The following is a 25,255-nucleotide window of genomic DNA, read 5'->3' as shown; positions in this document are numbered from 1 at the left end:
ATTAGTCTTCTTCTCGCTCCAGATTCTTTTGTGCGGTAGACAGCATCAGTTTGATCCGATTCAGCTGGTTGACTTCACTTGCGCCTGGATCATAGTCGATGGCAACAATGTTTGCAAGCGGATAGCGGTGTCGCAGCTCTTTGATGACACCTTTTCCGACAATATGATTTGGGAGGCAGCCAAATGGCTGTGCACAGACGATATTTGTAGTACCGCTATGGATCAGTTCTAACATTTCTCCGGTCAGAAACCATCCTTCCCCAGTCTGATTTCCAACAGACACAATGTCTTGTGCCATTGCTGCCAGATCCGAGATTTTTGCTGGTTCAGAAAAACGTTTGCTCTTTGCAAAGGCAGCAGAAGCCGGTGCCCGGAACCAGTCCAGTGCGTGAATTCCAAGGTTTCCCTTTGTGGCCGAAGATTTTTTCATTCCAAGGTGGCTTGCTTTGAAATTGTTGTTATAGAAGCAGTAGGCAAAAAAGTCCAGGAGATCCGGAACAACAGCTTCAGCACCTTCCTGTTCTAACAGTTCCACAAGATGATTGTTGGCTGCAGGGAGAAATTTTACAAGGATCTCTCCTACGATTCCAACACGCGGTTTTTTTCTATTGAGAATCGGAAGTTCGTCAAATTCATGTATGATCTGTGCGCACAGCGATGAGAAAGTTCGCCTGGATGGATAACCACCAGATAAAAATTCTTTACACCTCTTTCTCCATTTTTCATGAAGCGCATTGGCAGAACCAGGGACTGCTTCGTATGGTCTGACACGGTACAGACATTTCATGAAGACATCTCCCAGAACAACAGCATAAATTCCCTTCAGTGCAAGAGGGAGAGTGATCTGGAATCCAGGGTTGCTCTCAAGGCCGCTCAAATTCAGGGAAATGACCGGAATGTGAGGATAGCCGGCTTTTTTGAGTGCCCGCCGGATAAAGCCAATATAATTCGAAGCACGACAGCCGCCACCAGTCTGCGATATAATCACAGCGAGCTTATCGGTGTTATATTTTCCCGATAAGATGGCATCCATAATCTGTCCGACAACGATCAGTGACGGATAGCATGCGTCGTTGTTGACGTATTTTAGACCTACATTGACCGCTTCTTTATTATCATTCGGAAGAATTTCCAGTTGGTAGCCGCAGGAGCGGATCGCCGGCTCCAAAAGGTCAAAGTGGATCGGAGACATCTGCGGACAGAGAATCGTATAGTCTTTTCTCATCTCTTTTGTAAATACTGCCTTTTGGATGGAAGATGGCTGGATCGTACGGGTTGTGTGTATCTTTTCGTGAACGCGGATCGCTGCGATCAAGGATCGGATACGGATGCGGGCAGCTCCAAGGTTATTGACTTCATCAATCTTCAGGGAAGTATAAATCTTTCCTGAGTTTGTCAGAATATCAGAGACCGCATCAGAAGTTACTGCATCTAGTCCGCATCCAAAAGAAGTAAGTTGGATCAGATCCAGGTTATCTTTTGTCTTGACATAGTTTGCCGCAGCATAGAGGCGGGAATGGTACATCCACTGGTCCATGACGATCAAAGGGCGCTCTACTTTGTGTAAGTGTGAGACGGAGTCTTCTGTAAGTACAGCGATCCCGTAGGAGTTGATCAGTTCTGGGATTCCGTGATTGACTTCCGGGTCAATGTGATATGGGCGTCCGGCAAGAACGATTCCCCTCTTATGATGTTTTTCAAGCCATGCGATCGTCTCTTCTCCTTTTTTTCGGATATCTTCCCGGCAGGCGGCAAGTTCGTCCCATGCTTTTTTTACTGCATGGCGAATTTCCTGTTCTGGAATCTGGAATTCTTTTGAAAATTCTTCTGTGAGCCTCTTGGACAGCACTTCCTCGCTTTGGAAAGAGAGGAATGGATTTTTAAAGTGAATCGTTCCATTGGTGATCGCATCCATATTATTTTTGATGTTTTCAGCATAGGATGTAACCATTGGGCAGTTATAATGATTGTTTGCATCTTTAAACTCTTCCCGTTCATAAGGAATGCAAGGATAGAAAATAAAGGTCACTCCCTGATTGATCAGCCATTCCACATGTCCATGTGCCAGTTTTGCCGGATAACATTCAGATTCACTTGGAATAGATTCGATTCCGAGTTCATAAATCTTACGGCTAGACGGTGGCGAGAGCACAACACGGAATTTCAGTTCATGGAAGAAAGTAAACCAGAACGGGTAATTTTCATACATGTTCAAAACACGAGGAAGACCGACCGTTCCGCGTACGGCTTCTTGTTCGGAAAGCGGTTCATAACCGAAGCAACGTTCGTTTTTGTATGCGAATAAATTTGGAAGTTCCTGTTCCTTTTTCTCTTTTCCAAGTCCGCGTTCACAGCGGTTTCCGGTAACAAAACTTCTTCCGCCGCTGAAACGGTTGACAGTAAGCCGACAGTTATTTGTGCATCCGCGGCACTTTGTCATTGTTGTGCTGTATGTAAGCGCTTCAATTTCTTCTATCGGAAGCATGGTTGTTCCTTTACTTTCATTGAAACGCTCGCGGGCAATCAGAGCAGCGCCGAAAGCGCCCATAATTCCTGCGATATCTGGTCGAATACATTCGCAGTCTGCAATTTTTTCAAAACTTCTAAGCACGGCATCATTGTAGAAAGTACCTCCCTGTACGACAATGTTTTTCCCAAGCATACTGGCATCTGATACCTTGATAACTTTATACAGTGCATTTTTGATGACAGAATAGGCGAGTCCGGCAGAAATGTCCGAGACAGATGCCCCTTCCTTTTGTGCTTGTTTGACTTTTGAGTTCATAAAAACAGTACAGCGTGTTCCAAGGTCGATCGGATGCTTGGCAAAAAGTGCTTCATGTGCAAAGTCTTCCACGCTATAATTTAAAGATTTCGCAAATGTCTCAATGAAGGATCCGCAGCCAGAAGAACAAGCTTCATTTAACTGTACACTGTCCACAGTGTGATTTTTGATTTTAATGCATTTCATATCCTGTCCGCCGATGTCTAAAATACAATCGACATCTGGATTGAAAAAAGCGGCAGCATAATAGTGGGAAATAGTCTCCACTTCACCCTCATCAAGTAAAAGGGCGGCTTTTATAAGGGCTTCTCCGTATCCTGTGGAGCAGGAGTGGGCAATTTTAACCCCATCTGGAAGTTTTGTATAAATATCTTTAATTGCCTTGATCGTTGTTCCTAACGGATCACCATCATTGCTGTGATAAAAAGAGTAAAGAAGATTTCCGTCTTCGCCGACAAGTGCCGCTTTTGTTGTGGTAGATCCTGCATCAATCCCGAGAAAACAGTTTCCCTTGTAGGAGGAGAGATCAAGTACAGGAACCTGATGTCGTTCGTGCCTGGTCTTGAAGCTCTGATACTCTGCTTCACTTGCAAACAGTGGTTCCATACGTTCTACTTCAAAATCCATATGGATATGTTCTGCCAGTCTTGTCTGAAGGGTTGTCAGAGAGGTTTCGTGATCTCCCTTAGAGTTAAGTGCAGACCCAATCGCAGCAAACAAGTGGGAATGCTTCGGTGCGATGATATGTTCATCGTCGAGATTTAGAGTGCGGATAAAGCTATTTCGCAGCTCTGACAAAAAGTGGAGAGGACCGCCAAGGAAGGCGATATGTCCGCGGATCGGTTTTCCGCAGGCAAGCCCACTGATCGTCTGATTTACGACTGCCTGAAAAATAGAAGCAGCGAGATCTTCTTTTGTAGCGCCCTCATTGATCAGAGGCTGGATATCTGATTTCGCAAAGACACCACAGCGTGCAGCGATGGAGTAAAGCGCCTGATAATTTTTTGCGTAGGAATTTAATCCGGTAGCGTCTGTCTGCAGAAGAGAAGCCATCTGATCAATGAAAGAACCAGTACCACCGGCGCAGATCCCGTTCATGCGCTGTTCGACATTTCCGCCTTCAAAGTAGATGATTTTTGCATCTTCTCCACCGAGCTCGATTGCAACATCGGTCTGAGGTGCGTAGTCCTGAAGAGCGGTAGAGACTGCGATGACTTCCTGTACAAAAGGAACTTCCAGGTGATTGGCAAGTGTCAGCCCGCCAGAACCAGTCATGACAGGAGATACTAAGATTGGACCGAGTTTATAAAGCGCTCGCCCGAGAAGATCGGAAAGAGTCTCCTGAATATTAGCAAAATGACGCTCGTAGTCAGAAAAGAGTACATTATTTTCTGTATCAAGAATTGCAATCTTTACAGTGGTAGAACCGATGTCGATTCCCAGTTTATATAGTTGTTTGTAATTCATAAATATTGCTCCTTTTAGAAGAAATAAGGTCTGTTCTAACCTATTAAAATATAGTCTGCTTAAAAAAACAATTTTCATTATATGACAACAATTTGCAAAATACAACGAAAAAATAATAAACTGTTAGAATTGACAAAAGAGGAGCTTGCAGGTACAATTAGTATGAGTAAATTTTAAGAAAGGTCAAGAGGAGTAGTTATTCATATGAATTGGATCAACAAACTAGAACGTAAATTTGGAAGATATGCAATACACAATCTGATGCATTACATTATCATCCTTTATGCGGTTGGCTTCGTTCTGAACCTGATCGCACCTGGTTTTTATATGGAGTATCTGAGCCTGAATGCTAACGCAATTCTGCATGGGCAGATTTGGAGAATTGTGACATTTTTGCTTCAGCCACCAGACGGAAGCCCGATTTTTATTGTTTTTGCATTGTATTTGTATTACATGATCGGACAGAATCTAGAGGCGGCATGGGGAGCGTTCCGGTTTAATCTGTACTTTTTTACCGGGGTATTGTTTCACTTGATTGCGGCGCTGATCGTATACTTCCTGACAGGAATTTCATTCCCAATCGGGACTTCGTACTTGAATCTGTCACTGTTTTTTGCCTTTGCGGCATTGTATCCGAATGTAGAGTTTTTGTTGTTCTTTGTCATTCCGATTAAGGTCAAATATCTAGCATTGCTGGATGGGGCATTTTTTGCATTCACGATCTTGCAGGGAATTCTTCCGGCTTACGCAGGAGGGGTCTTTGGAATTATGTATAAAGCAGACGCAATCGCAGCATTCGTATCTCTTTTGAATTTCCTGATCTTCTATGTATCATCAAGGAATATGAAGGCTTACTCACCAAAAGAAATCAGAAGGAAACAAGCATATAAGAAACAAGTGCACCGGGCAGAACACACTTATGCCAATGGAGCAAGACACAGATGTGCTGTGTGTGGCAGAACAGAACTGGACGATCCGAATCTGGAGTTTCGGTATTGTACAAAGTGCAATGGCGATTACGAATATTGCCAGGATCATTTATTTACGCATGAGCATGTCAAATGATTTTGAGACTGAAGTGAGATAAGAAAGGAAAAGTAAAAGATGAGAAAGACAAAAATTATATGTACGATGGGACCAAATACGAACGATAGAGCTATGATGAAGCGTCTCGCGGAAGAAGGCATGAATATAGCGCGCTTTAACTTTTCGCATGGCTCTCACGAGGAGCAGAAAGGAAGAATGGATCTTCTGAAATCTGTTCGTGAGGAGATTGGGAAGCCGATTGCGATTCTGCTCGACACAAAAGGACCAGAGATCCGTACAGGTGTGCTGAAAGACGGAAAGAAGGTAATGTTAGAAGCAGGAGAGATGTTTACGCTGACAACAGAAGAAATTGAAGGAGATGCAAAAAAAGTATCTATCACGTACGATGGACTTGCAGAAGATGTAGAACCAGGCAAGAGAATCCTGATCGATGATGGATTGATTGAGTTAGAAGTAAAGAACATCAACGGAAATGAAATCACTTGTAAAGTGTTAAATGGAGGAGAACTTGGAGAAAGAAAGGGTGTCAATGTTCCAAATGTTCCGGTACGTCTTCCTGCACTTACGAAGAAAGACCGTGAAGATATTATTTTTGGTGTGGAACAGGGAATTGACTTTATTGCAGCATCCTTTGTTCGTTCTGCAGAAGGAATTTTGGAAATCCGAGCATTATTAAAAGAGTGTGGAGCACCACATACACCGATTATTGCGAAGATTGAAAATGCAGAGGGAATCAAAAATATCGATGAGATCATTCACTGTGCAGACGGTATCATGGTTGCGAGAGGAGATCTCGGTGTGGAAATCCCGGCAGAGAAAGTACCGTACTTACAGAAAATGCTGATCAAGAAATGTAATGATAACTATAAGCCGGTAATCACTGCAACACAAATGTTAGACTCCATGATCCGTAATCCGCGTCCGACAAGAGCGGAAGTGACAGATGTTGCCAATGCTGTTTATGATGGAACAGATGCAGTGATGCTTTCAGGTGAAACAGCGCAGGGAAAATACCCGGTGGAAGCTTTACAGATGATGGTACACATTATTGAAAACACAGAGAAACATCTTGATTATGATGTGCTTCTTGAAAAAGCGCAGGAGCATAGAAAGAAAGGAATTTCTAGTGCGATCGGATATTCTTCTGTGGCAACTGCAATGAATCTTTCAGCAAAATGTATCATCACACCGTCTGTAACCGGTGCAACAGCAAGAGTAGTGTCTAAGTTCAAACCAAAGGCAGATATTATCGGTGTGACACCGTGTGAAGAAACTTTGAGAAAAATGCAGATCTACTGGGGTGTAACACCAGTAAAATCGATTGAGTACAACACGACAGAAGATATCTGTAACGATGCGATCGATCTTGTGACAGCAAAGAGACTTGTGGAGCCGGGTGATATTGTCGTAATGACAGCGGGAATTCCGTCTCCAACGATCAAAAAATCACGTGACGGCGTAAGTAATATGATGAGAATCGCTGTAGTGGAATAAAATAGTCCGAGAGGGCATGACAAGACGGCAGACAGCTGTTCGGTCATGCCTTCTCTGCAATAGAAAAGGAGAAGAAACGATGACGAAGAAACCATTTGTGACAAAAGAGCAACTGGAAGAGATTGCAAAAATCTATCCGACTCCGTTTCACATTTATGACGAGAGAGGAATTCGTGAAAATGTGAGAGCACTAAAGGAAGCTTTTTCTTGGAATAAGGGATATAAAGAATATTTTGCAGTCAAGGCAACACCCAACCCATTTTTGATTCAGATTTTAAGAGAATACGGATGCGGTTGCGACTGTTCTTCTTATACAGAATTGATGATGTCAGAAGCGATAGGAGCTGTGGGAGAAGATATTATGTTTTCTTCCAATGCAACTCCGGCAGAAGAATTTGTTTATGCGGATAAGTTGGGAGGAATTATCAATCTGGATGATTTTACCCATATTGATTTTCTGGAGAAGGCAATCGGATATATCCCGGAGACCATCAGCTGTCGGTACAATCCGGGTGGACTGTTTCAGATCAGCAATGACATTATGGACAATCCTGGGGATGCAAAATATGGAATGACGACAGAGCAGCTGTTTGATGCATTCCGGATTTTAAAAGAAAAAGGGGCGAAGCACTTCGGAATTCATGCCTTTCTTGCAAGCAATACAGTGACAAATGAATATTATCCGATGCTTGCAAAAGTTTTGTTTGAAGTGGCAGTGAAGTTGCAGAAGGAAACAGGAGTCCATATTAAATTTATCAACCTGTCCGGTGGAATTGGAATTCCGTATCGCCCGGATCAAGAACCGAACGATATCCATGCGATCGGGGAAGGGGTCAGAAAAGTATATGAGGAAGTACTTGTGCCAGCAGGTATGGGAGATGTTGCGATCTATACAGAACTTGGCAGATTTATGATGGGGCCGTACGGTGCACTTGTGACAAGGGCAATCCATGAAAAACATACGCATAAGGAATACATTGGCTGCGATGCATGTGCGGTAAATCTGATGCGCCCGGCAATGTATGGGGCTTATCATCATATTACAGTTATGGGAAAAGAGGATGCGCCATGTGACCATAAGTATGATGTGACGGGATCGCTCTGTGAAAATAATGACAAATTTGCGATTGATCGCATGCTTCCAAAGATCGATACTGGAGATCTGCTTTATATCCATGATACCGGTGCACACGGATTTGCAATGGGATATAACTATAACGGCAAATTGAAATCGGCAGAACTTTTGTTGAAAGAAGACGGAAGTGTACAGATGATCCGGAGAGCAGAGACGCCGGCGGATTACTATGCGACGTTTGATTGCTTTGAAATTGGAAAAAAATTGATAAAATAAGTAAAAAATAGAAAAAAGGACTTGCAATTTAAAAAAAAGTGTGTTATGATAAATCTCGGTTCTGAGAGATGAACCGAGGTAAAAGAGCCGATGTGGCGGAATTGGCAGACGCACATGACTCAAAATCATGCGGAGCGATCCGTGCCGGTTCGAGTCCGGCCATCGGCAGTAAAATCCAGATTACTTTAAGTAGTCTGGATTTTTTGCATAGAAAAACACTTGCAATCGGGGGACGCAAACGGTCATATGTAATTTGTAGGTCGGAGAAAACAGTGTATTTTAGAAAGATAATTAAAAATGATAGAAAATTATAAATAAATAATAAAAATGATTGACTATTTTGGCAAATAGAATTAAAATAAAGAAAACGAAAAGAAAAGGGGTTGAAGGCAATGTTGAATCATATTCAGAGTATCATTGTAATGACTACTGTTGTATTGACTGGAATTGTGGCTGCGCTTTTTATGAAAGGGCATGTAGATTACAAAATTGAACCGTTCCATAAGTTCTTTAACCTTTTGGAACTCGGATTTTTTAAGATCTGTGATAAGATCGGTGCCAGCAAAAAGTACTTTGATTTAAAGAAGAGTGAAGAAGTACAGAATTATCAGCCAGAGATTGGCTGGACAGATGTGGTAGAGAAAGGACATAAGAAAGCTGCAAGATAGTTGGTACAGACAAGGTTACAGTAGTAAGAAATCTGTCGGACGATGGTCAAAGACAGATTGTACGGAATATCAATAGCAGAAATAGGAATGTGTCAGACACATTCCTATTTCTTTGAGAAGAAAGGAAGAACAGATGCAGATTAGAAGAGGAAAAGCAGAAGAAATCGATAAAATTATGAGGATATATGAGCAGGCACGTGCATTTATGAGAAAAAACGGAAATGCGACACAATGGGACAAGGGTTACCCTTCCAGAGAATTGATTCTAAAAGAAATTGAACAAGGGTGTCAGTATGTTTGTGAGGAGGAAGAAGCTATTGTGGCAGTCTTTAGCCTGTGTGGCGGACCAGATCCAACTTATGAGAAAATATGGGATGGACAGTGGTTGAACCAGTCTCCCTATCATGTCTTGCACCGACTGGCATCCAGCGGAGAAAGAAAGGGAGCGGGCATGTTTTGCCTGCAATGGAGCATTGAGCAAAGCGAGGAAATTCGAGTGGATACACATGAGGCGAATCTGCCTATGCAGCGCCTGCTGGAAAAGAATGGATTTGTCAAATGTGGAAAGATCCAAGTGGCAGACGGCACAGAAAGAATCGCCTTTCAGTTAAAGAAGTAATTTATTTCAGAGAAAAGACAGTAGGCAGGTTGAGGTGTGGGAATCTGAGTGTGAATAAAACTATGGTGTCTGGACCAGGTCGTTTAGAGAACCGAAAGTGTATCCCATCTCTTCCCATTTTGTGAGCAGTTCGTCTAAGATAGAGGCATTTGTGCTGGAAGTACTGTGGAGGAGGACGATCGCACCAGGGTGGATGCGGCCGAGTAGTTTTTCAAATGCTTCTTCCCTGGTCGGTTGCTGATCCTGATACCAGTCTACATAGGCGAGGCTCCAGAAAAAGGTGTGATACCCCATCTCTTTTGCCATCTGTAGATTGGCTTCGCTATATTTTCCTTGTGGCGGGCGGTAAAATTTTGTCATTTCTTCTCCGGTTGTCTTCTGGTAAAGTGTCGACAGTTCCCCAAGCTCTTTTTCGAATGCTTCTTTTGTAGAGATTTTAGACATGTCAGGATGGGTATATGTATGATTCCCAACGATGTGTCCTTCTTGCTGCATGCGTTTCACTAAATCCGGATTTTCTTTTAGAAAATTCCCGACGACAAAAAAAGTTGCAGGAACATGATGTTTTTTTAGCGCATCGAGGATTGGAACAGTATTTCCGTTTTCATATCCTGCATCAAAAGTAAGATAGATTATTTTCTTATCGGGATTTCCAGCATAAAATGCATTGTATTTTGAAAGTTCTCCGGAGGTGGCATTCCCAGTTGGTGTTTTTCCTTCTTCGGGAAAACTTAGTCCCCAGTTACCGTCGGCAGCTGTGGGGATTGCCTTCAAAGACTGTTGTTTCTGTAAATGGGCAGTCATGGTGCCGATACAAAATGCGGCGCTGAATAAGAAACATAGTTTGAAAGCAGAAATCAGATGCTGTTTTTTGAACATAGAAAACTCCTGAAAGATATTGTTATTCTAATATATGGAAAATCAGAAGTCGTATGCATTAAGAAACAAAGCGAAATTTTTAAAAAAGATTGTAGTATCCCCCAAAGTGCAGTATAATAAGACACAAAGTGCGGCATATGACAGGAAAGCTGTCATTGCCCGGAATACCAGAGTTTATCTCTGCGATTTCATGATAAGTCAGAAGAAGGGAAGGAAGAGATTTATGCAATACAGAGAACAGATTGAAGCTTATTTAGACGCACACAAAGAGGAAATGCTCGCAGATATCTGCCGTCTGATCAGAATCAATAGTACAAAAGGGGAAGCAGTCATCGATTGTCCGTTTGGGGAAGGACCGGCGAAAGCACTTGCAGAAGCACTTGAGATGGCAGAAGGATACGGATTTACAGTGAAAAATTATGAAAACTATGTTGGAACAGCAGATTTAAACGACATGGAAAAGCAGTTGGACATTTTGGCACATCTTGACGTAGTTCCGGCAGGTGACGGATGGAGCGTGACAGAACCGTACATGCCAGTTATCAAAGATGGAAGAGTGTATGGCCGGGGAAGTGCTGATGACAAAGGACCTGCAATTGCGGCGATGTATGCAATGCGTGCAGTGAAAGAGCTTGGCATTCCATTAAACAAAAATGTACGTTTGATTCTTGGAACTGACGAGGAGTGTGGAAGCAGTGATATCGCACATTACTACGCGGTAGAGAAAGAAGCACCGATGACATTTTCGCCGGATGCAGATTTTCCGGTGATCAATATTGAGAAGGGAAGTCTGAATGGACATTTTGTTGCAAAATGGGATACAGAAGAGGTATCTCCACGTATTTTAAGTGTTTCTGGCGGCAAGATCGTCAACATTGTTCCGGGAAAAGCTACTGCAAGTGTAGTTGGAATTGGCAGCGCAGAGATCCTGGAGAAGGCAGAACAGGTACAAAAGAAAACTGGCGTTGTCTTTACTTGTGAGGAATCAGAAGGAACTGTGATCATCCATGCAGAGGGAGAAGGCGCACATGCTTCTAAGCCGGAAGAAGGAAAGAATGCATTGACAGCACTTCTGGAATTATTATGTATGCTTCCATTTGCAGCATGCAGTACAACAGATGCAGTAGAAAAATTACATCGGATGTTCCCGTCCGGAGATCATCAGGCGGAGGCGCTTGGTATCAATCTGGAAGATGAACTTTCTGGGAAGCTCACAATGAATTTTAGTGTTTTAGAGTTAAATGAAGATGGACTGGATGGAATCTTTGACAGCCGGATTCCGATTTGCGGTACAACAGAGAACGTATTAAATGTCGTAAAAGAAAGAATGGCAGAAGATGGGATCACATTATTAAATGAGACACAGAATCCGCCGCATCATGTCCCGGCAGATTCTCCTCTTGTTCAGACATTGCTTGCGTGCTATGAAGAATATACCGGACAGAAAGGAGAATGCCTGGCAATCGGCGGAGGTACTTATGTACATCACTTAGAAAGAGGTGTCGCTTTCGGATGCTCGATGCCGGGAACGGATAATAGAATGCATGGTGCGGATGAATTTGCAGTTGTCGATGAGTTGGTGCTCAGCGCTAAGATCTTCGCACAGGTAATCTGCGAACTCTGCTGTTAGGAATAAGTTTATGAGAACAAAAAAGATGGTATACGGCGGTCTTTTGACTGCCGTCGGACTTGTACTGCCGCAGGCGTTCCATGTATTTGGACAAGGAGCGGGCATGGCATTTTTGCCGATGCATCTTCCTGTGATGATTGCCGGAATCTTGCTTGGACCTTGCTATGGCGGGCTGATTGGACTGATTGTCCCTCTCGTAAGCTCTATGCTTACCGGGATGCCGCCGGTACCTAAACTTTATTTTATGCTTGTGGAACTTGTGGCTTACGGAATTTTCACTGGGATTTTTATCAGAAAAATGAATGTGTATTTCACTTTGCTCAGCGCGATGATCCTTGGAAGAGTGTTGTATGGATGTTCCTTGATCATCGGTGTTAAGCTTTTGGGGTTCCATTTTCCGTTTGCCAATATGGGAGCGTTTCTGGCAGGGATTGTATCTGGAATTCCGGGGATGATCCTTCAGATCACGGTAATCCCACTTTTCTATTTTACATTAAAAAAGGGAGGATGGATGATTGAACGAGACAGAGGTGAGGAGTAAGGAGCAGAAGATCGAAGAACAACTGAGCAATGCGGTTACGATTTTGAAAGAGGAGCAGAAAAGCTGTGTAATCTTATCGGAAGATGGAGCGGTAAGGTGTTCGGATGCCATCGGGATCAAGCCGCTTATGGTGGAGCTGCGCGCAGACAGAAAAGCATTTCAAGGATCTGTGATTGCGGACAAGGTTGTTGGAAAGGCTGCAGCACTTCTGGCGGTTCTCGGAGAAGTTCAGGCCGTATTTGGAAGAGTTATGAGTGAGGGTGCTGTTAGTATATTTGAAAAGCATCAGATTCCATATCAATTTGAAACCCTTGTGCCGTATATTGAGAACAGGACAAAGGATGGCATGTGTCCGATGGAAGAGACGGTACAGTTGGTGGAAGATCCAGAGGAAGCGTTTGAAGCATTAGAAAAAACGATCGCCCGGTTGATGAAAAAATAAAATCTCTTTTAAAACGATCCGATTTGGTGTATGATAAATAAGAACGAGACACCGAAACGGAGAGAGAAGAATGAGTGAAAAAATTGTATTAATAGATGGACATAGTATTTTAAACAGAGCGTTTTATGGGGTCCCTGATCTGACGAATGCAGAGGGGCTTCATACAAACGCTATTTATGGTTTTTTGAATATTTTATTTAAAATATTAGAAGAAGAGCGCCCGGACTATCTGACCGTCGCATTTGATGTCCATGCTCCTACTTTCCGCCATAAGATGTTCTCGGACTATAAAGGGACGAGAAAACCAATGGCAGAGGAGTTAAGACAGCAAGTGCCGGTGATGAAAGAAGTACTCCGTGCGATGAAGATAAAAATTGTAGAGCAGAAAGGCCTGGAAGCGGATGATCTGCTTGGGACAATCGCGGGGATCGGAGAGCGTGCGGGAATGGATGTGGTGATTTTGTCGGGAGATAGAGATTTACTGCAGCTTGCTACGGACCATGTCAAAATACGGATCCCAAAGACAAAACAGGGAAAGACAGAAATTGAAGATTATTATGCCGCGGACGTAAAAGCAAGGTATCAGGTAACTCCGCAGGAATTCATTGATCTGAAAGCGTTGATGGGAGATGCCTCCGACAATATTCCGGGAGTGCCGAGTATTGGAGAGAAGACTGCGACAAAGATTATCACAGAGTATGGGTCTGTAGAAAATGCTTATGCGCATGTCGAGGAACTGAAGCCGCCGCGTGCGGCAAAAGCATTAAAGGAACATTATGACAAGGCGCAGATGAGCAAAATCCTTGCCACGATTGAAGTAAATGCACCGATTTCTTACGAACTTTCAGAGGCAAAAATCGGAAATCTATATACCGAGGAAGCTTATGAGTATTTCCAGAAACTTCAGTTTAAAAATCTGCTCGGCAGATTCGATGTGGAAGCAAAGGGAAATCAGATAGAAAATGCATTTGTCCGTGTGACAGATAAACAGCAGGCAGAAGAACTGTTTGCCCGTGCAGGAAAAGAAGCTTTCGTCGGAGTAAGTTTCGGGAAAGAAGAAAAAGATGCAGTACCGCTGTTTTCTCATTCTTCCGGATTTGGAAGTGTAGGACTTGCTTTTAGTGAGAAAGAAATCTACACGATTGTGGCAGAGGGAGAGCTTACGATGGAAGACCTGTTTTCACTTGTGGAAACATTGGCCAAGACAACGGTTGTTGCATTGTTTGATGTGAAAGCAGCGCTTTCCTATGTGAGGATAGAAGACCCTGAGTCGTGCTTTGATGTCGGAATTGCAGCGTATCTGCTGAATCCGTTAAAAAGCGACTATACGTGGCTGGACGTGGCCGCAGAGCATTTGTCACTGCTTATCGATGAGAAGACAGAAGGCTATTGCAGAAGCTGCTACGAAGCATATGTAATCTGGGCGGCGGCAGCTGTGTTGGAAGAAAAAATGAAAGAGAGCGGGACGGAAGAGCTATTCCGCACCATTGAGATGCCGCTTTTGTTTACTTTATTTGCGATGGAACAGGCTGGTGTGCGCGTGGAAGCGGAGGCGCTCCGTTTTTATGGAGAGCAGCTTGGGACGAAGATTGTAGAGTTGGAAAAGGAAATTTATGCGCAGGCAGGAGAAGCGTTCAATATCAATTCGCCGAAGCAGCTTGGCGTGATTTTATTCGAGAAACTGAAATTGCCACATGGGAAGAAGACGAAGACCGGCTATTCAACGGCAGCAGATGTTCTTGATAAGCTTGCACCGGAATATCCGGTTGTTGAGAAGATCTTAGAGTATCGCCAGCTTACGAAATTAAAATCGACTTATGCAGATGGATTGGCGAATTATATCTGTGCCGATGGAAGAATTCACGGCAAGTTTAATCAGACGATCACTGCAACTGGACGGATCAGCAGTACAGAGCCGAATCTCCAGAACATTCCGGTTCGGATGGAACTTGGAAGGCTGATCCGGAAAGTCTTTATTCCGGAAGAGGGGTATGTATTTGTGGATGCAGACTATTCACAGATTGAGCTTAGGATTCTTGCACATTGCTCGGGGGATCAGGAATTGATCCATGCCTATCGCGAAGCGAAGGACATTCACCGGATTACTGCTTCTCAGGTATTTCACACACCATTTGATGAGGTGACAGAACTTCAGCGGAGAAATGCGAAGGCGGTAAACTTTGGAATTGTTTATGGAATCAGCTCTTTTGGACTGAGTCAGGACCTAAGTATTACGAGAAAAGAGGCTTCGGAATATATTGATCGCTATTTTGAGACCTATCCGGGGATTAAGAAGTTTTTAGATGACACAGTCGCCCATGCAAAAGAGATGGGATATGTTGTTACACTGTTTGGAAGAAGACGTCCGGTACCGGAACTTGCATCAAGCAACTTTATGCAGCGGGCTTTCGGGGAGCGTGTGGCAATGAATGCTCCGATCCAGGGAACAGCAGCAGATGTGATGAAGATTGCAATGATCGGAGTACACCGGGAATTGACGGAACGAAAGATGAAATCAAGACTGGTGTTGCAGGTACACGATGAACTTCTGATCGAGGCATATGAAGAAGAATTGGAAGATGTGAAGAAAATTCTGAAGGAACAGATGGAGCAGGCGGCACAGCTGGATGTTCCGCTGGAAGTGGACATGCACACAGGACGAAACTGGTATGAGGCAAAATAACATGAAGATTATCGGGATTACCGGAGGTGTTGGATCCGGGAAAAGTGAAGTGCTGAAGTTTTTAGGGGAAAATTATCAGGCGACTGTCTGCGAGGCAGATAAGATGGCGCATAAGCTACAAATGCCGGGGGAGCGCTGTTATGAGAGAATTGTCGAACACTTTGGGGCGGAGATTCTTGATGACGAAAAAGAAATCGACCGAAAAAAGCTTGGAGCGATTGTATTTGCAGATGCAGAAGAATTACAGTTTTTAAATCAGATGATCCATCCAGAAGTTAAGCGGGATTTTTTGGAACGGATCCAATCAGAACGTATGAAGGGCACAACACTTTTGGTTTTTGAGGCAGCACTTCTATTGGAGGAGCATTATGAGGAAATCTGTGATGAGGTCTGGTATATTTATACAGAAAAAAGTATCCGCGTACAGCGCCTGAAAGAGGCGAGAGGGTATACAGAGGAGCGGTGCGAAGAGATTATGCAAAATCAGAATCCAGATGAGCTTTTCTTCCGGAAGTGCGACAGAGTAATTGATAATAGTGGATCTTTGGAAGAAACAAAGAGACAGATAAAGGAGATATTAGAAAAAATGGAGATACAGTCACGATGAGATTATGCAGTATAGCAAGTGGGAGCAGTGGAAATTGTATTTATGTGGGAAGTGATCACACGCATCTTCTGATCGATACGGGAATCAGTAAGAAACGAATTGAAGAAGGATTGAAAAATCTGGAGATCAAAGGAGAGGAACTGGATGGAATCTTACTTACGCATGAACATTCTGACCACATTCAGGGACTTGGTGTGTTCAGCAGAAAATATGAGATTCCTGTCTATGCTACACCAGGAACCATTCGAGGAGTCAGGGAATACAAAAAACTTGGAGAGATTCCTGACGGACTGTTTCATGAGATTGATGTAGATCAGAAATTTACGCTTGGAGATTTGAGTGTGGAAGCATTTGTGATCTCTCATGATGCGAATGAGCCGTCCGGGTACCGGATCGAGCAAGGTGGGCAATCGGTTGCAGTGGCGACGGATCTTGGGATTTATGATGAATATACCGTGTCAAAGCTACAAAATTTGGATGCGGTTCTTTTAGAAGCAAATCATGATATTCATATGCTGGAAGTGGGGAGTTATCCGTACTATCTGAAGCAGAGAGTTCTGGGAAATCGAGGACACTTGTCAAATGAATTGTCAGGTCGTCTTCTCTGTGATATTTTGCATGAGAATTTGAAACATGTCCTGCTTGGACATTTGAGCAAAGAAAATAATTATTCGGAACTGGCATATGAGACGGTGAAAATGGAAGTGCTGTTAAGTGATGTTCCGTACAAACCGGGAGATTTCCGTATGGAAGTCGCAAGGAGAGATATGCCATCAGATATTATCACTGTTTAATGGCAAGAAGGAGAGATGTATGAAAAAGATAGCAATTGTAACAGACAGTAACAGCGGGATTACGCAGGCACAGGCAAAACGTCTGGGGATAGAAGTAATACCGATGCCGTTTTTTATAGATGGGAAATTATATCTGGAAGACATTACGCTGACGCAGGAAGAATTTTATCAGCATTTGACACAAGATTCTGATATTTCGACTTCTCAGCCGGCGCCGGGAGAAATAATGGAATTATGGGATCGCCTTTTGGAAGAGTACGAGGAGATTGTGCACATTCCGATGTCCAGTGGATTGAGCAGTTCGTGTGAGACTGCGATGGCGCTTGCAGCAGATTATGACGGCCGGGTGCGCGTAGTAAATAACCAGAGAATTTCTGTGACGCAGAGACAGTCTGTTTTGGATGCAATGGAACTTGCAGCAGAAGGGAAGAGCGCAGTGGAAATCCAGAAGCGTTTGGAGGAAGAAAAACTGGATGCGAGTATTTACATTACCGTAGATACCTTGAAATACTTGAAAAAGGGAGGGCGGATCACTGCGGCGGCAGCGGCAATCGGAACGGTGCTGAATTTAAAACCCGTTCTCCAGATTCAAGGCGAGAAACTCGATGCGTTTGCAAAAGTGCGTGGATGGAAGCAGGCAAAAAAAGCGATGTTAGATGCGCTGGAGAAAGACATTGAGGAACGTTTTGGAAAGGAAAAGGTATATCTCCAAGCTGCGTACACCTGTTCAGAGGAAGATGCTGCCAAATGGAAAGAAGAGATCGAGAGCAGATTTCCGGGATATGAGGTACATATGGACAAATTGTCTCTGAGTGTGGCGTGTCACATCGGGCCGGGAGCAATGGCAGTCGCATGTACAAAAGTGATGGGAAAATAATACGAATAGAGGAAGAATGATAGTAAAAAAACTTCGCCCTGCAAGGCAACTGAGAATCGAAAAAGATTTGAGAGCCTGGCTGGGCGAAGTTTTTTGCCTTTTAAAGGCGTATAATGGATTGTCTGTATTCGTTGTGAAAAGGCCTCTGAAATTTGTCTGTGACGACGGATTCATACAGATTAGCGCTGTGAACGTCTTCCTGAAGCATATCTTCGGCAGCTTTGGATGTGAGCGCGGCAGAGGCAAGCTTTGTGATCAGAGGGATACGGCTTTCCTTTTTCAGGAGTGAAAAGAGCGGGGTGGCTGATTTTTGGAATCCCAGTATACGCGCATAAAGAGGGGGAACACTCTTATCAGGGTCCGGAATTTCCAGACAGACATGGAGAAGAGCACGGCTGATGCGCGTGTAGGTAAGCTCCTTTGTTTTTAACAGCTCGCAGAATTGTTCCCAGTTTTGGAACTGATCTCTGCATCGGATGATCCGGTTTGCAAGCGGTGAAGAGATATCCTGCCAATGCACGAGGGAGTCTGCAGTTTCCTGTAGCAGTCGGTATTTCAGCAAGAGAGAAAAGTCGTTGGAACACACTGGGAAGCGAATGTTATATGCCTCTTTGCAAAGTAGATGGACGGTCTTGGGAACATGCCCGACAAGGGTAGAAAGGGCATCTTCTCCTTGGGAGAGAAAAAGTTTGCGGATTGCAGAGGCAGAACTAAAAGTTTCATGAGGAACAGCGTCATGATAGTGTGCCCCTTGCCGCTGGATCGTGAGGGGACGGATGGGGCTCTTTCGTCGTTTCAATGCTTTTAGGTATTCGATTCCTAAAATATTGTTTGGTTCATTTAAAATATTGCAGAGCGCTTGGTCGTTGAGTGTCTGCAAGGCGGCTTTTTTTCGGGCTGCAGGATAAGAAAGGCCAGATTTTAGCGATGCCTGGAGTGCTTCTTTGAAACTGGCGGGCTCTTCCAAAAGAAATTGAGCGAGCGAAAGAAGCTTTTCAATCTCACCGCATTCACTTCCAAAACAAAGGAAATCAACACAGCCAAGCGCGTCTAGAAGAGATACAGCCCCAAAGGCGAAAAATTCTGCACTGCCTGTGGCATAGCGGACGGGAAGTTCTAAAACAAGAGAAGCACCACATTGAAGAGCCATCTGCGTGCGGACATCTTTTGGAAGAATTGCGGGACCGCCGCGCTGTACAAAGTCTCCACTCATGATGACGATCAGGTAATCGGCATCCGTCAGTTCTTTTGCTTTTTGAATGTGATAGAGATGTCCGTTGTGGAACGGATTGTATTCGGTGATAAGACCTGCGATTTTCATTGTTGGTTCTCCCTTTCTATAATCGTATTTCAGAATTATACTATAATATTTTTTGTTTGACAATCGAGGGAGAAGTCGATACACTTAAATTAGTGCGATTTGTTTAAAGCAGGGTAAAAAAGAGAAGAGGGAGGGTGCATATGCCAGAAGAAAGAATTGAAGAACTACTTGAACAGCGTGATTTTAAACAGTTGAAGCTGGAGTTGGAAGATATGTATCCTGTGGATCTCGCAGAGATCATGGAAGAGTTGACAGACAAACAGGTTGTATTGATTTTCAGGCTTCTCCCAAAAGAGGAGGCAGCAGAGACTTTTTCGTATATGAATGCGGAGATGCGTCAAGTGTTGATCGATGCACTGACGGATTCGGAATTACAGGAAGTCATGGAAGAGATGTATATTGATGACACGGTCGATGTACTGGAGGAAATGCCTGCAAATGTAGTGGATCGTCTTTTGCTTGTGACAGATGAGGAGACGAGAAAGCAGATCAATATGTTGCTCCAGTATCCGGATGACAGCGCTGGAAGTATCATGAATGTAGAGTACATCGCGCTGAGAAAAGAGATGACGGTGGCAGAAGCAATTTTGAAAATCAGGCAGGTCGGAATCAATAAAGAGACGATCTATACTTGTTATGTGACAGAAAAGAGAAAACTGATTGGAAGTGTGGATGTCAAAGATCTTCTGACAACAGGTGAAAATAAGGTGATTGAAGAAATCATGGAGACCAACCCGTTGTTTGTCAGAACATTAGACGACAAAGAAGATGTGGCAAATACAATACACAAATATGGACTGATCGCGATACCCGTGTTGGATCAGGAGATGTGCATGGTAGGAATTGTCACGGTCGATGATGCGATGATCGTTCTGCAGGATGAGGCGACAGAAGATATGAGTGTAATGGCAGGTGTGGTTCCGAATGAGGAGTCTTATTTTGGTACGTCTGTCTGGAAACATGCCAGAAACCGTTTTCCATGGCTGCTGTTTCTTATGCTCTCGGCAACGATCACAGGTTTGATTTTAGGACATTTTGAGGCAGCGCTTGCAGTGATGCCGATTTTAAATACGTTTATTCCAATGTTGACAGGAACAGGAGGAAACTGTGGATCACAGAGCTCTACATTGATCATCCGCGGTCTGACAGTAGGAGAGATTGAGTTTAAGGATATTTTCCGAGTGTTGTTCAAGGAGATACGGGTAGCGCTTCTTGTAGGACTCTGTCTGTCGATGGTGAATGGAGTTCGCGTAATCATTATGTATGGCGATCCGCTTCTTGCATTTGCGATCGGATTGACAATGATTGCAACGATCCTTCTTTCTAAGACAGTAGGGTGTGTTCTTCCGCTGGTCGCAAAAAAGTGTGGACTAGATCCGGCGATTATGGCAGCGCCGCTGATTACAACTTTAGTGGATACAGGTACAATTCTTGTGTACTTTGCGATTGTGACAAGGATTTTTCATATTTAATTTGGGAAAAATTTCGGAAGATTAGTGTAAATTAGCAAAAAATGAGAATTATTGACATATAATTAACAAAGCTTGTATACAAAAAGCATTTGCGCTATAATAAGATATATGAGAAAAATGAAAGGGGTCATAAATCATGGGATTTATTGATGTAATTAAAGCAAAAGCAAAAGCAGACAAAAAAGTAATCGTACTTCCGGAGACAGAAGACAAAAGAACTTATGAAGCGGCAGAAGCTGTTTTAAAAGAAGGCACAGCAAATCTGATTCTTGTCGGAAGCAAGGAAGAGATCGAGAAGAATGGAGCTGGATTTGATCTTACGGGAGCAGTGATCGTAGACCCTGCAACAGATGAGAGAACAGCAGGATATATTGCAAAACTCGTAGAACTGAGACAGAAAAAAGGAATGACAGAGGAGCAGGCAAAAGAGATTCTTCTGACAAATTATTTATATTATGGAGTAATGATGGTAAAAATGGGAGATGCTGACGGTATGGTATCCGGAGCATGCCACTCCACAGCAGATACATTAAGACCATGCTTACAGATCTTAAAGACAAAACCAGGCACAAAATTAGTATCTGCATTCTTTGTTATGGTTGTTCCGGACTGTGAGATGGGAGAACACGGAACATTTATCTTCGGAGATTCTGGTCTTGAGCAGAACCCAGATCCAGAAAAACTTGCAGCAATCGCAATTTCTTCAGCAGAATCTTTCCGTACATTAGTTGGAGCAGAACCGAAAGTTGCTATGCTTTCTCACTCTACAAAGGGAAGTGCAAAACATGCAGATGTTGATAAAGTTGTAGAAGCAACAAAGATTGCAAAAGAGGCAGCTCCAGAATTAATGCTGGATGGAGAACTTCAGTTAGATGCAGCAATCGTTCCGGAAATTGGTGAATCAAAAGCTCCGGGAAGCAAAGTGGCAGGACATGCTAACGTACTGATTTTCCCGGATTTAGATGCAGGAAATATCGGATACAAACTTGTGCAAAGACTTGCAAAAGCAGAAGCATATGGACCGCTCACACAGGGAATTGCAAAGCCGGTTAATGATCTGTCACGCGGATGCAGCGCAGCAGACATTGAGGGTGTAATTGCAATCACAGCAGTACAGGCTCAGGCAGCAGAATAAAAGTGCATTAGACAGGAGAAATGTAAAAGTGGTAGCATTTCTTCTGTTAAAATAAAATATTATAACCAAACGGAGGAAAGAAACATGAATATTTTAGTAATCAACTGTGGAAGTTCTTCTTTGAAATTCCAGCTGATCAACTCAGAATCAGAAGGAGTTCTTGCAAAAGGGCTCTGTGAAAGAATCGGAATCGACGGAAAGCTGACCTATCAGCCAGAAGGTGGAGAAAAGACAACATCTGATAAGGCAATGCCGACACATACAGAGGCTATTCAGTTTGTAATCGATGCCTTGACAGATGAGAAGACAGGTGTTGTAAAGAGCCTTGATGAGATCAATGCGGTTGGACATCGTGTTGTACATGGCGGAGAGAAATTTGCAAGTTCTGTAGTGATCGATGACGAAGTGTTAAAAGCAATTGAAGAATGTAACGACCTTGCACCATTACATAATCCTGCAAACCTGATCGGAATCAATGCATGCCGTGAATTAATGCCGGGAGTTCCTATGGTAGCTGTATTTGACACAGCATTTCATCAGACAATGCCAAGCAAAGCATATATGTATGGACTTCCATATGAGTATTATGAGAAATACAAAGTAAGACGCTACGGATTCCATGGTACAAGCCACAGCTTTGTATCAAAGAGAGTTGCAGAACTCGTTGGAAAAGCTTACGATGAGACAAAGACAATCGTATGTCATTTAGGAAATGGAGCAAGTATCTGTGCAGTGGAAAATGGAAAATCCGTGGATACTTCTATGGGACTTACACCGTTGGAAGGACTTGTGATGGGAACACGTTCCGGAGATATCGATCCTGCAATCATGGAATTCCTTGCAAAGAAAGAAAATCTTGACATTGCCGGACTTATGAACGTACTGAATAAAAAATCAGGAGTATATGGACTTTCTAATAACTTATCAAGCGACTTCAGAGATTTAAGTGAAGCGGCAGCAGACGGAAATGAAATTGCAGAGCTTGCGTTGGATGTATTTGCGTACAGAGTAGCAAAATATGTTGGAAGCTATACAGCTGCAATGAACGGAGTAGATAATATCGTATTTACAGCTGGAATCGGAGAAAACTCAGCAATCGTTCGCACAATGGTATGCAAATATTTAGGATATCTTGGAATTGAGATTGATGAAGAGCTGAACGGAAAACGCGGACAGGAAATCATTATCTCTACACCAGAATCGAAAGTAAAAGTGCTTGTAGTTCCTACAAATGAAGAACTTGCGATTGCTCGTGAGACAGTTGCCTTAGTTTAATTTCTGATTATTTTGTGGAAGGAAGATAAGAAAAAAGTCTGTACCAGACTTTTTTCTTATTTTTGTCATATAAAAGCATTGACAAACGCGTTGAACGTGATATAATAATTGAGGTGTGAATAGGAGAACTGTTTTATGATAATCAGCCTATTGAAAGTCGTGACAGCAGAAGATAAGACGATGCATCTGAATGCAGAGATGGAACTGGAAGAGTTTCGCACAAAGGCTGGGAGATTTCCAATTATAGAGAAAGAGCCAGTAGAGTTTGTGATCCGGCATGTGAAGAACCGTCAGGTACTTATTTCCGGGAAAACAAAGGTTGTGATTTCGATTCCGTGTGATCGCTGTCTGAAAGAAGTGCCGTATGAATTTTTGATTGAGTTTGAGAAAGATGTGAATCTGAACGAATTGAATCAATCAGAAGCGCACGATGAAACAGCAGAAGAAAAGAATTATATTGACGGATATAATCTTGACGTAGACAAATTACTCTATAATGAGATTTTGATAGGATGGCCGATGAAAATTCTATGTTGTGAAGACTGTAAAGGAATTTGCAACGTATGTGGTCAAAACCTAAATGAGGGAACTTGTGACTGTGAAGACACAAGTCTTGACCCTAGAATGTCAGTTATCCGCGATGTGTTTAAGAATTTTAAGGAGGTGTAACCTATGTCAATTTGTCCAAAGAATAAATCTTCAAAAGCAAGAAGAGACAAAAGAAGAGCAAACTGGAAAATGAGCGCTCCGAATTTGGTAAAATGCAGCAAGTGTGGAGAATTAATGATGCCTCACAGAGTTTGCAAAGCTTGTGGATCTTATAACAAAAAAGAAATTATCGCTCAATAATAAGAGGATAAGGTTGAAAAGGAGGTTGGGAATCAGCCTCCTTTTTTCCATTCTTTTTTTGCTTTAGAAAGAGGAGGAAGCATATGCAGGTTGATTTATGGAAAGTCCTTGAAGCCTTTCTGGAAAATTTTAATGTAAATCTGACATTGATTTCTTCAAAAGAAGATGACATCACGAAGTTTGATTTAGGGATCAGAAAGATTTTTGGGAATCAGAATACTTATGAGAAGATTGCAGCGTATGTCTGTGACACTTGTGAGAGCAGGAAGTTGTATGTCTTGCAGGATGTTTTTGAAACGGAATACTGTATGTTCTGTCTGCCGGAAGAAGAGAGAAGTGTGGGAAACTACTGTTTGATCGGACCATATCAAAATGAAAAGGTAGAAGAGAACTGGCTGAATGAACTGGTGCAGACACATAAAATCCCTACAATTTATATGGGGGAACTTCAGGAATACTATCAGGCAATGCCGATTCTGCCAAACTATCAAGAGTTTAAAGAATGTCTTGTATCCATCATACGTATGCTATACAAAAATGAAGGGAAACTGGAAATCTGTTATCTGGATCACTTTACATGGACAGAAGAGCTTACTGCGCCGGAAAATCAGGAAGAGTCAAACCTGTCGGCGAACTTGATTGAAGAACGCTACAAAATTGAAAATGATCTTATGAAAGCAATTTCCCAGGGGAATATTGATGCGGCTCTGAATGCAACGGCCAGAATGTCCAGTTTTCGCATTGCAGATCGCTTTAAAGAAGCAAGCAGGAATTACAGGAATTTTTTGATCACTGCAAATACGCTTTATCGAAAAGCGGCTGAGATGGGAGGAGTACATCCTTATTTGATCGACAAGGTGTCCTGTGCGTTGGCAAAAAAGATTGAGACGGTTTGCACTCGTGCAGAGTACAGCCATTTTAATCGGGAAATGATTCGAAGATATTGTATGTTAGTGCAAAATTATTCGTTTCAGAAATATACACCGCTTGTGCGAAAGGCGATGAATTATATTGAACTGAATATCAGTCAAGGGGTTTCTTTGAAAAATCTGTCGGAAGAGCTCAATGTGAATGCAAGTTATCTTTCCACGGTGTTTAAAAAGGAGATGGGTCAGACGGTGACGGAATATATCAATCAGCGCAGAGTAGAAATAGCTATTCTTTATTTAAACACAAGTTCTATGCAGATCCAGGACATTGCTTTTCGGGTGGGAATCTGCGATGTGAATTACTTTAGCAAAGTTTTTAAAAAGATCACCGGGATGACTCCGACAAAATATCGCGAAAAAGTGCTCTCGGCAACAAAAATGTAAAAAAAG

General features: G+C 42.9%; 21 protein-coding genes and 1 tRNA gene. 19 read left to right on the top strand and 3 right to left on the bottom strand.

Translation table 11 applies throughout. The annotated features are described in order from the left end of the window. Position 1: 1 nt before the first annotated feature. Positions 2-4,252 (bottom strand): 2-hydroxyacyl-CoA dehydratase, encoded by a 4,251-nt coding sequence (locus EDD74_RS02915; RefSeq protein ID WP_116442276.1) that lies wholly within the window; start codon positions 4,250-4,252, stop codon positions 2-4. A 204-nt stretch (positions 4,253-4,456) separates the two neighbouring features. Between EDD74_RS02915 and EDD74_RS02910 the strand changes: the two genes are divergently transcribed. From EDD74_RS02910 to EDD74_RS02885, 6 genes are all read left to right on the top strand, one after another. Next, on the top strand, positions 4,457-5,317 hold the full coding sequence (locus tag EDD74_RS02910) for a rhomboid family intramembrane serine protease (protein WP_016438589.1): 861 nt from the start codon (positions 4,457-4,459) through the stop codon (positions 5,315-5,317). Between the two features lie 39 nt (positions 5,318-5,356). Continuing rightward, positions 5,357-6,793, top strand: coding sequence for a pyruvate kinase (pyk, locus tag EDD74_RS02905; protein WP_008975375.1), 1,437 nt, complete (start codon positions 5,357-5,359; stop codon positions 6,791-6,793). Positions 6,794-6,872: 79 nt separating this feature from the next. After that, on the top strand, positions 6,873-8,144 hold the full coding sequence (locus EDD74_RS02900) for a diaminopimelate decarboxylase (protein ID WP_116442275.1): 1,272 nt from the start codon (positions 6,873-6,875) through the stop codon (positions 8,142-8,144). An 86-nt stretch (positions 8,145-8,230) separates the two neighbouring features. Next, positions 8,231-8,312 (top strand) — tRNA-Leu (locus tag EDD74_RS02895). Between the two features lie 224 nt (positions 8,313-8,536). Beyond that, positions 8,537-8,812 (top strand): hypothetical protein, encoded by a 276-nt coding sequence (locus EDD74_RS02890; protein WP_116442274.1) that lies wholly within the window; start codon positions 8,537-8,539, stop codon positions 8,810-8,812. 133 nt (positions 8,813-8,945) lie between these two features. Next, positions 8,946-9,431 (top strand): acetyltransferase, encoded by a 486-nt coding sequence (locus EDD74_RS02885; protein ID WP_008975378.1) that lies wholly within the window; start codon positions 8,946-8,948, stop codon positions 9,429-9,431. 60 nt (positions 9,432-9,491) lie between these two features. Here the strand turns inward: EDD74_RS02885 and EDD74_RS02880 are convergent, their stop codons facing one another. After that, positions 9,492-10,310, bottom strand: coding sequence for a polysaccharide deacetylase family protein (locus tag EDD74_RS02880; RefSeq protein WP_008975379.1), 819 nt, complete (start codon positions 10,308-10,310; stop codon positions 9,492-9,494). 223 nt (positions 10,311-10,533) lie between these two features. Between EDD74_RS02880 and pepV the strand changes: the two genes are divergently transcribed. From pepV to EDD74_RS02845, 7 genes are all read left to right on the top strand, one after another. Next, a complete protein-coding gene (gene pepV / locus EDD74_RS02875) occupies positions 10,534-11,940 on the top strand; it encodes a dipeptidase PepV (protein WP_116442521.1) in 1,407 nt (468 codons plus the stop codon). A 10-nt stretch (positions 11,941-11,950) separates the two neighbouring features. Continuing rightward, positions 11,951-12,481 carry an ECF transporter S component gene (locus tag EDD74_RS02870; RefSeq protein WP_016440588.1) on the top strand — a complete coding sequence of 177 codons (531 nt, stop codon included), beginning with the start codon at positions 11,951-11,953 and terminating at the stop codon, positions 12,479-12,481. Next, positions 12,456-12,923, top strand: coding sequence for a DUF1893 domain-containing protein (locus EDD74_RS02865; protein ID WP_016440587.1), 468 nt, complete (start codon positions 12,456-12,458; stop codon positions 12,921-12,923). Before EDD74_RS02870 ends, EDD74_RS02865 begins: the two co-directional genes overlap by 26 nt. A 70-nt stretch (positions 12,924-12,993) precedes the next feature. Next, positions 12,994-15,606 (top strand): DNA polymerase I, encoded by a 2,613-nt coding sequence (polA, locus tag EDD74_RS02860; protein WP_116442273.1) that lies wholly within the window; start codon positions 12,994-12,996, stop codon positions 15,604-15,606. After that, a complete protein-coding gene (gene coaE / locus EDD74_RS02855; RefSeq protein WP_116442272.1) occupies positions 15,551-16,213 on the top strand; it encodes a dephospho-CoA kinase in 663 nt (220 codons plus the stop codon). The genes polA and coaE overlap by 56 nt, the downstream gene beginning before the upstream one ends. Beyond that, on the top strand, positions 16,210-17,007 hold the full coding sequence (locus tag EDD74_RS02850; protein WP_116442271.1) for an MBL fold metallo-hydrolase: 798 nt from the start codon (positions 16,210-16,212) through the stop codon (positions 17,005-17,007). Before coaE ends, EDD74_RS02850 begins: the two co-directional genes overlap by 4 nt. A 19-nt stretch (positions 17,008-17,026) precedes the next feature. After that, complete coding sequence (locus tag EDD74_RS02845; protein WP_116442270.1) at positions 17,027-17,884, top strand: DegV family protein; 858 nt, start codon at positions 17,027-17,029, stop codon at positions 17,882-17,884. 100 nt (positions 17,885-17,984) lie between these two features. On the opposite strand, the gene EDD74_RS02840 is transcribed toward EDD74_RS02845, so the two are convergent. Then, positions 17,985-19,205 (bottom strand): nucleotidyltransferase, encoded by a 1,221-nt coding sequence (locus EDD74_RS02840; protein ID WP_008975387.1) that lies wholly within the window; start codon positions 19,203-19,205, stop codon positions 17,985-17,987. 140 nt (positions 19,206-19,345) lie between these two features. Here EDD74_RS02840 and mgtE point away from each other — a divergent pair, with 140 nt between their 5' ends. The 6 genes from mgtE (at position 19,346) to EDD74_RS02810 (ending at position 25,249) form a co-directional block, all read left to right on the top strand. Then, a complete protein-coding gene (gene mgtE, locus EDD74_RS02835) occupies positions 19,346-20,677 on the top strand; it encodes a magnesium transporter (protein ID WP_008975388.1) in 1,332 nt (443 codons plus the stop codon). A 136-nt stretch (positions 20,678-20,813) separates the two neighbouring features. Beyond that, positions 20,814-21,812: a phosphate acetyltransferase gene (gene pta, locus EDD74_RS02830; RefSeq protein WP_008975389.1), complete on the top strand. Its 999-nt coding sequence runs from the start codon at positions 20,814-20,816 to the stop codon at positions 21,810-21,812. An 84-nt stretch (positions 21,813-21,896) separates the two neighbouring features. Further along, on the top strand, positions 21,897-23,087 hold the full coding sequence (locus tag EDD74_RS02825) for an acetate kinase (protein WP_008975390.1): 1,191 nt from the start codon (positions 21,897-21,899) through the stop codon (positions 23,085-23,087). A gap of 135 nt (positions 23,088-23,222) precedes the next feature. Beyond that, positions 23,223-23,756, top strand: coding sequence for a YceD family protein (locus EDD74_RS02820; RefSeq protein ID WP_016438601.1), 534 nt, complete (start codon positions 23,223-23,225; stop codon positions 23,754-23,756). A gap of 3 nt (positions 23,757-23,759) precedes the next feature. Beyond that, complete coding sequence (gene rpmF / locus EDD74_RS02815; RefSeq protein ID WP_008975392.1) at positions 23,760-23,936, top strand: 50S ribosomal protein L32; 177 nt, start codon at positions 23,760-23,762, stop codon at positions 23,934-23,936. Positions 23,937-24,019: 83 nt separating this feature from the next. Next, on the top strand, positions 24,020-25,249 hold the full coding sequence (locus EDD74_RS02810) for an AraC family transcriptional regulator (protein WP_008975393.1): 1,230 nt from the start codon (positions 24,020-24,022) through the stop codon (positions 25,247-25,249). Positions 25,250-25,255: the final 6 nt, after the last annotated feature.

The organism is Faecalimonas umbilicata (genome assembly GCF_004346095.1).
GTDB lineage: Bacteria > Bacillota > Clostridia > Lachnospirales > Lachnospiraceae > Faecalimonas > Faecalimonas umbilicata.
Note: the sequence above shows the minus strand (reverse complement) of the source record. Positions and strands in the feature narration are given on the sequence as shown.

Coding starts and splice junctions, on each gene's coding strand:
- EDD74_RS02915 (WP_116442276.1), bottom strand. CDS start 4,252: ATGAATTACAAACAACTATATAAACTGGGAATCGACATCGGTTCTACC.
- EDD74_RS02910 (WP_016438589.1), top strand. CDS start 4,457: ATGAATTGGATCAACAAACTAGAACGTAAATTTGGAAGATATGCAATA.
- pyk (WP_008975375.1), top strand. CDS start 5,357: ATGAGAAAGACAAAAATTATATGTACGATGGGACCAAATACGAACGAT.
- EDD74_RS02900 (WP_116442275.1), top strand. CDS start 6,873: ATGACGAAGAAACCATTTGTGACAAAAGAGCAACTGGAAGAGATTGCA.
- EDD74_RS02890 (WP_116442274.1), top strand. CDS start 8,537: ATGTTGAATCATATTCAGAGTATCATTGTAATGACTACTGTTGTATTG.
- EDD74_RS02885 (WP_008975378.1), top strand. CDS start 8,946: ATGCAGATTAGAAGAGGAAAAGCAGAAGAAATCGATAAAATTATGAGG.
- EDD74_RS02880 (WP_008975379.1), bottom strand. CDS start 10,310: ATGTTCAAAAAACAGCATCTGATTTCTGCTTTCAAACTATGTTTCTTA.
- pepV (WP_116442521.1), top strand. CDS start 10,534: ATGCAATACAGAGAACAGATTGAAGCTTATTTAGACGCACACAAAGAG.
- EDD74_RS02870 (WP_016440588.1), top strand. CDS start 11,951: ATGAGAACAAAAAAGATGGTATACGGCGGTCTTTTGACTGCCGTCGGA.
- polA (WP_116442273.1), top strand. CDS start 12,994: ATGAGTGAAAAAATTGTATTAATAGATGGACATAGTATTTTAAACAGA.
- coaE (WP_116442272.1), top strand. CDS start 15,551: ATGTTCCGCTGGAAGTGGACATGCACACAGGACGAAACTGGTATGAGG.
- EDD74_RS02850 (WP_116442271.1), top strand. CDS start 16,210: ATGAGATTATGCAGTATAGCAAGTGGGAGCAGTGGAAATTGTATTTAT.
- EDD74_RS02845 (WP_116442270.1), top strand. CDS start 17,027: ATGAAAAAGATAGCAATTGTAACAGACAGTAACAGCGGGATTACGCAG.
- EDD74_RS02840 (WP_008975387.1), bottom strand. CDS start 19,205: ATGAAAATCGCAGGTCTTATCACCGAATACAATCCGTTCCACAACGGA.
- mgtE (WP_008975388.1), top strand. CDS start 19,346: ATGCCAGAAGAAAGAATTGAAGAACTACTTGAACAGCGTGATTTTAAA.
- pta (WP_008975389.1), top strand. CDS start 20,814: ATGGGATTTATTGATGTAATTAAAGCAAAAGCAAAAGCAGACAAAAAA.
- EDD74_RS02825 (WP_008975390.1), top strand. CDS start 21,897: ATGAATATTTTAGTAATCAACTGTGGAAGTTCTTCTTTGAAATTCCAG.
- EDD74_RS02820 (WP_016438601.1), top strand. CDS start 23,223: ATGATAATCAGCCTATTGAAAGTCGTGACAGCAGAAGATAAGACGATG.
- rpmF (WP_008975392.1), top strand. CDS start 23,760: ATGTCAATTTGTCCAAAGAATAAATCTTCAAAAGCAAGAAGAGACAAA.
- EDD74_RS02810 (WP_008975393.1), top strand. CDS start 24,020: ATGCAGGTTGATTTATGGAAAGTCCTTGAAGCCTTTCTGGAAAATTTT.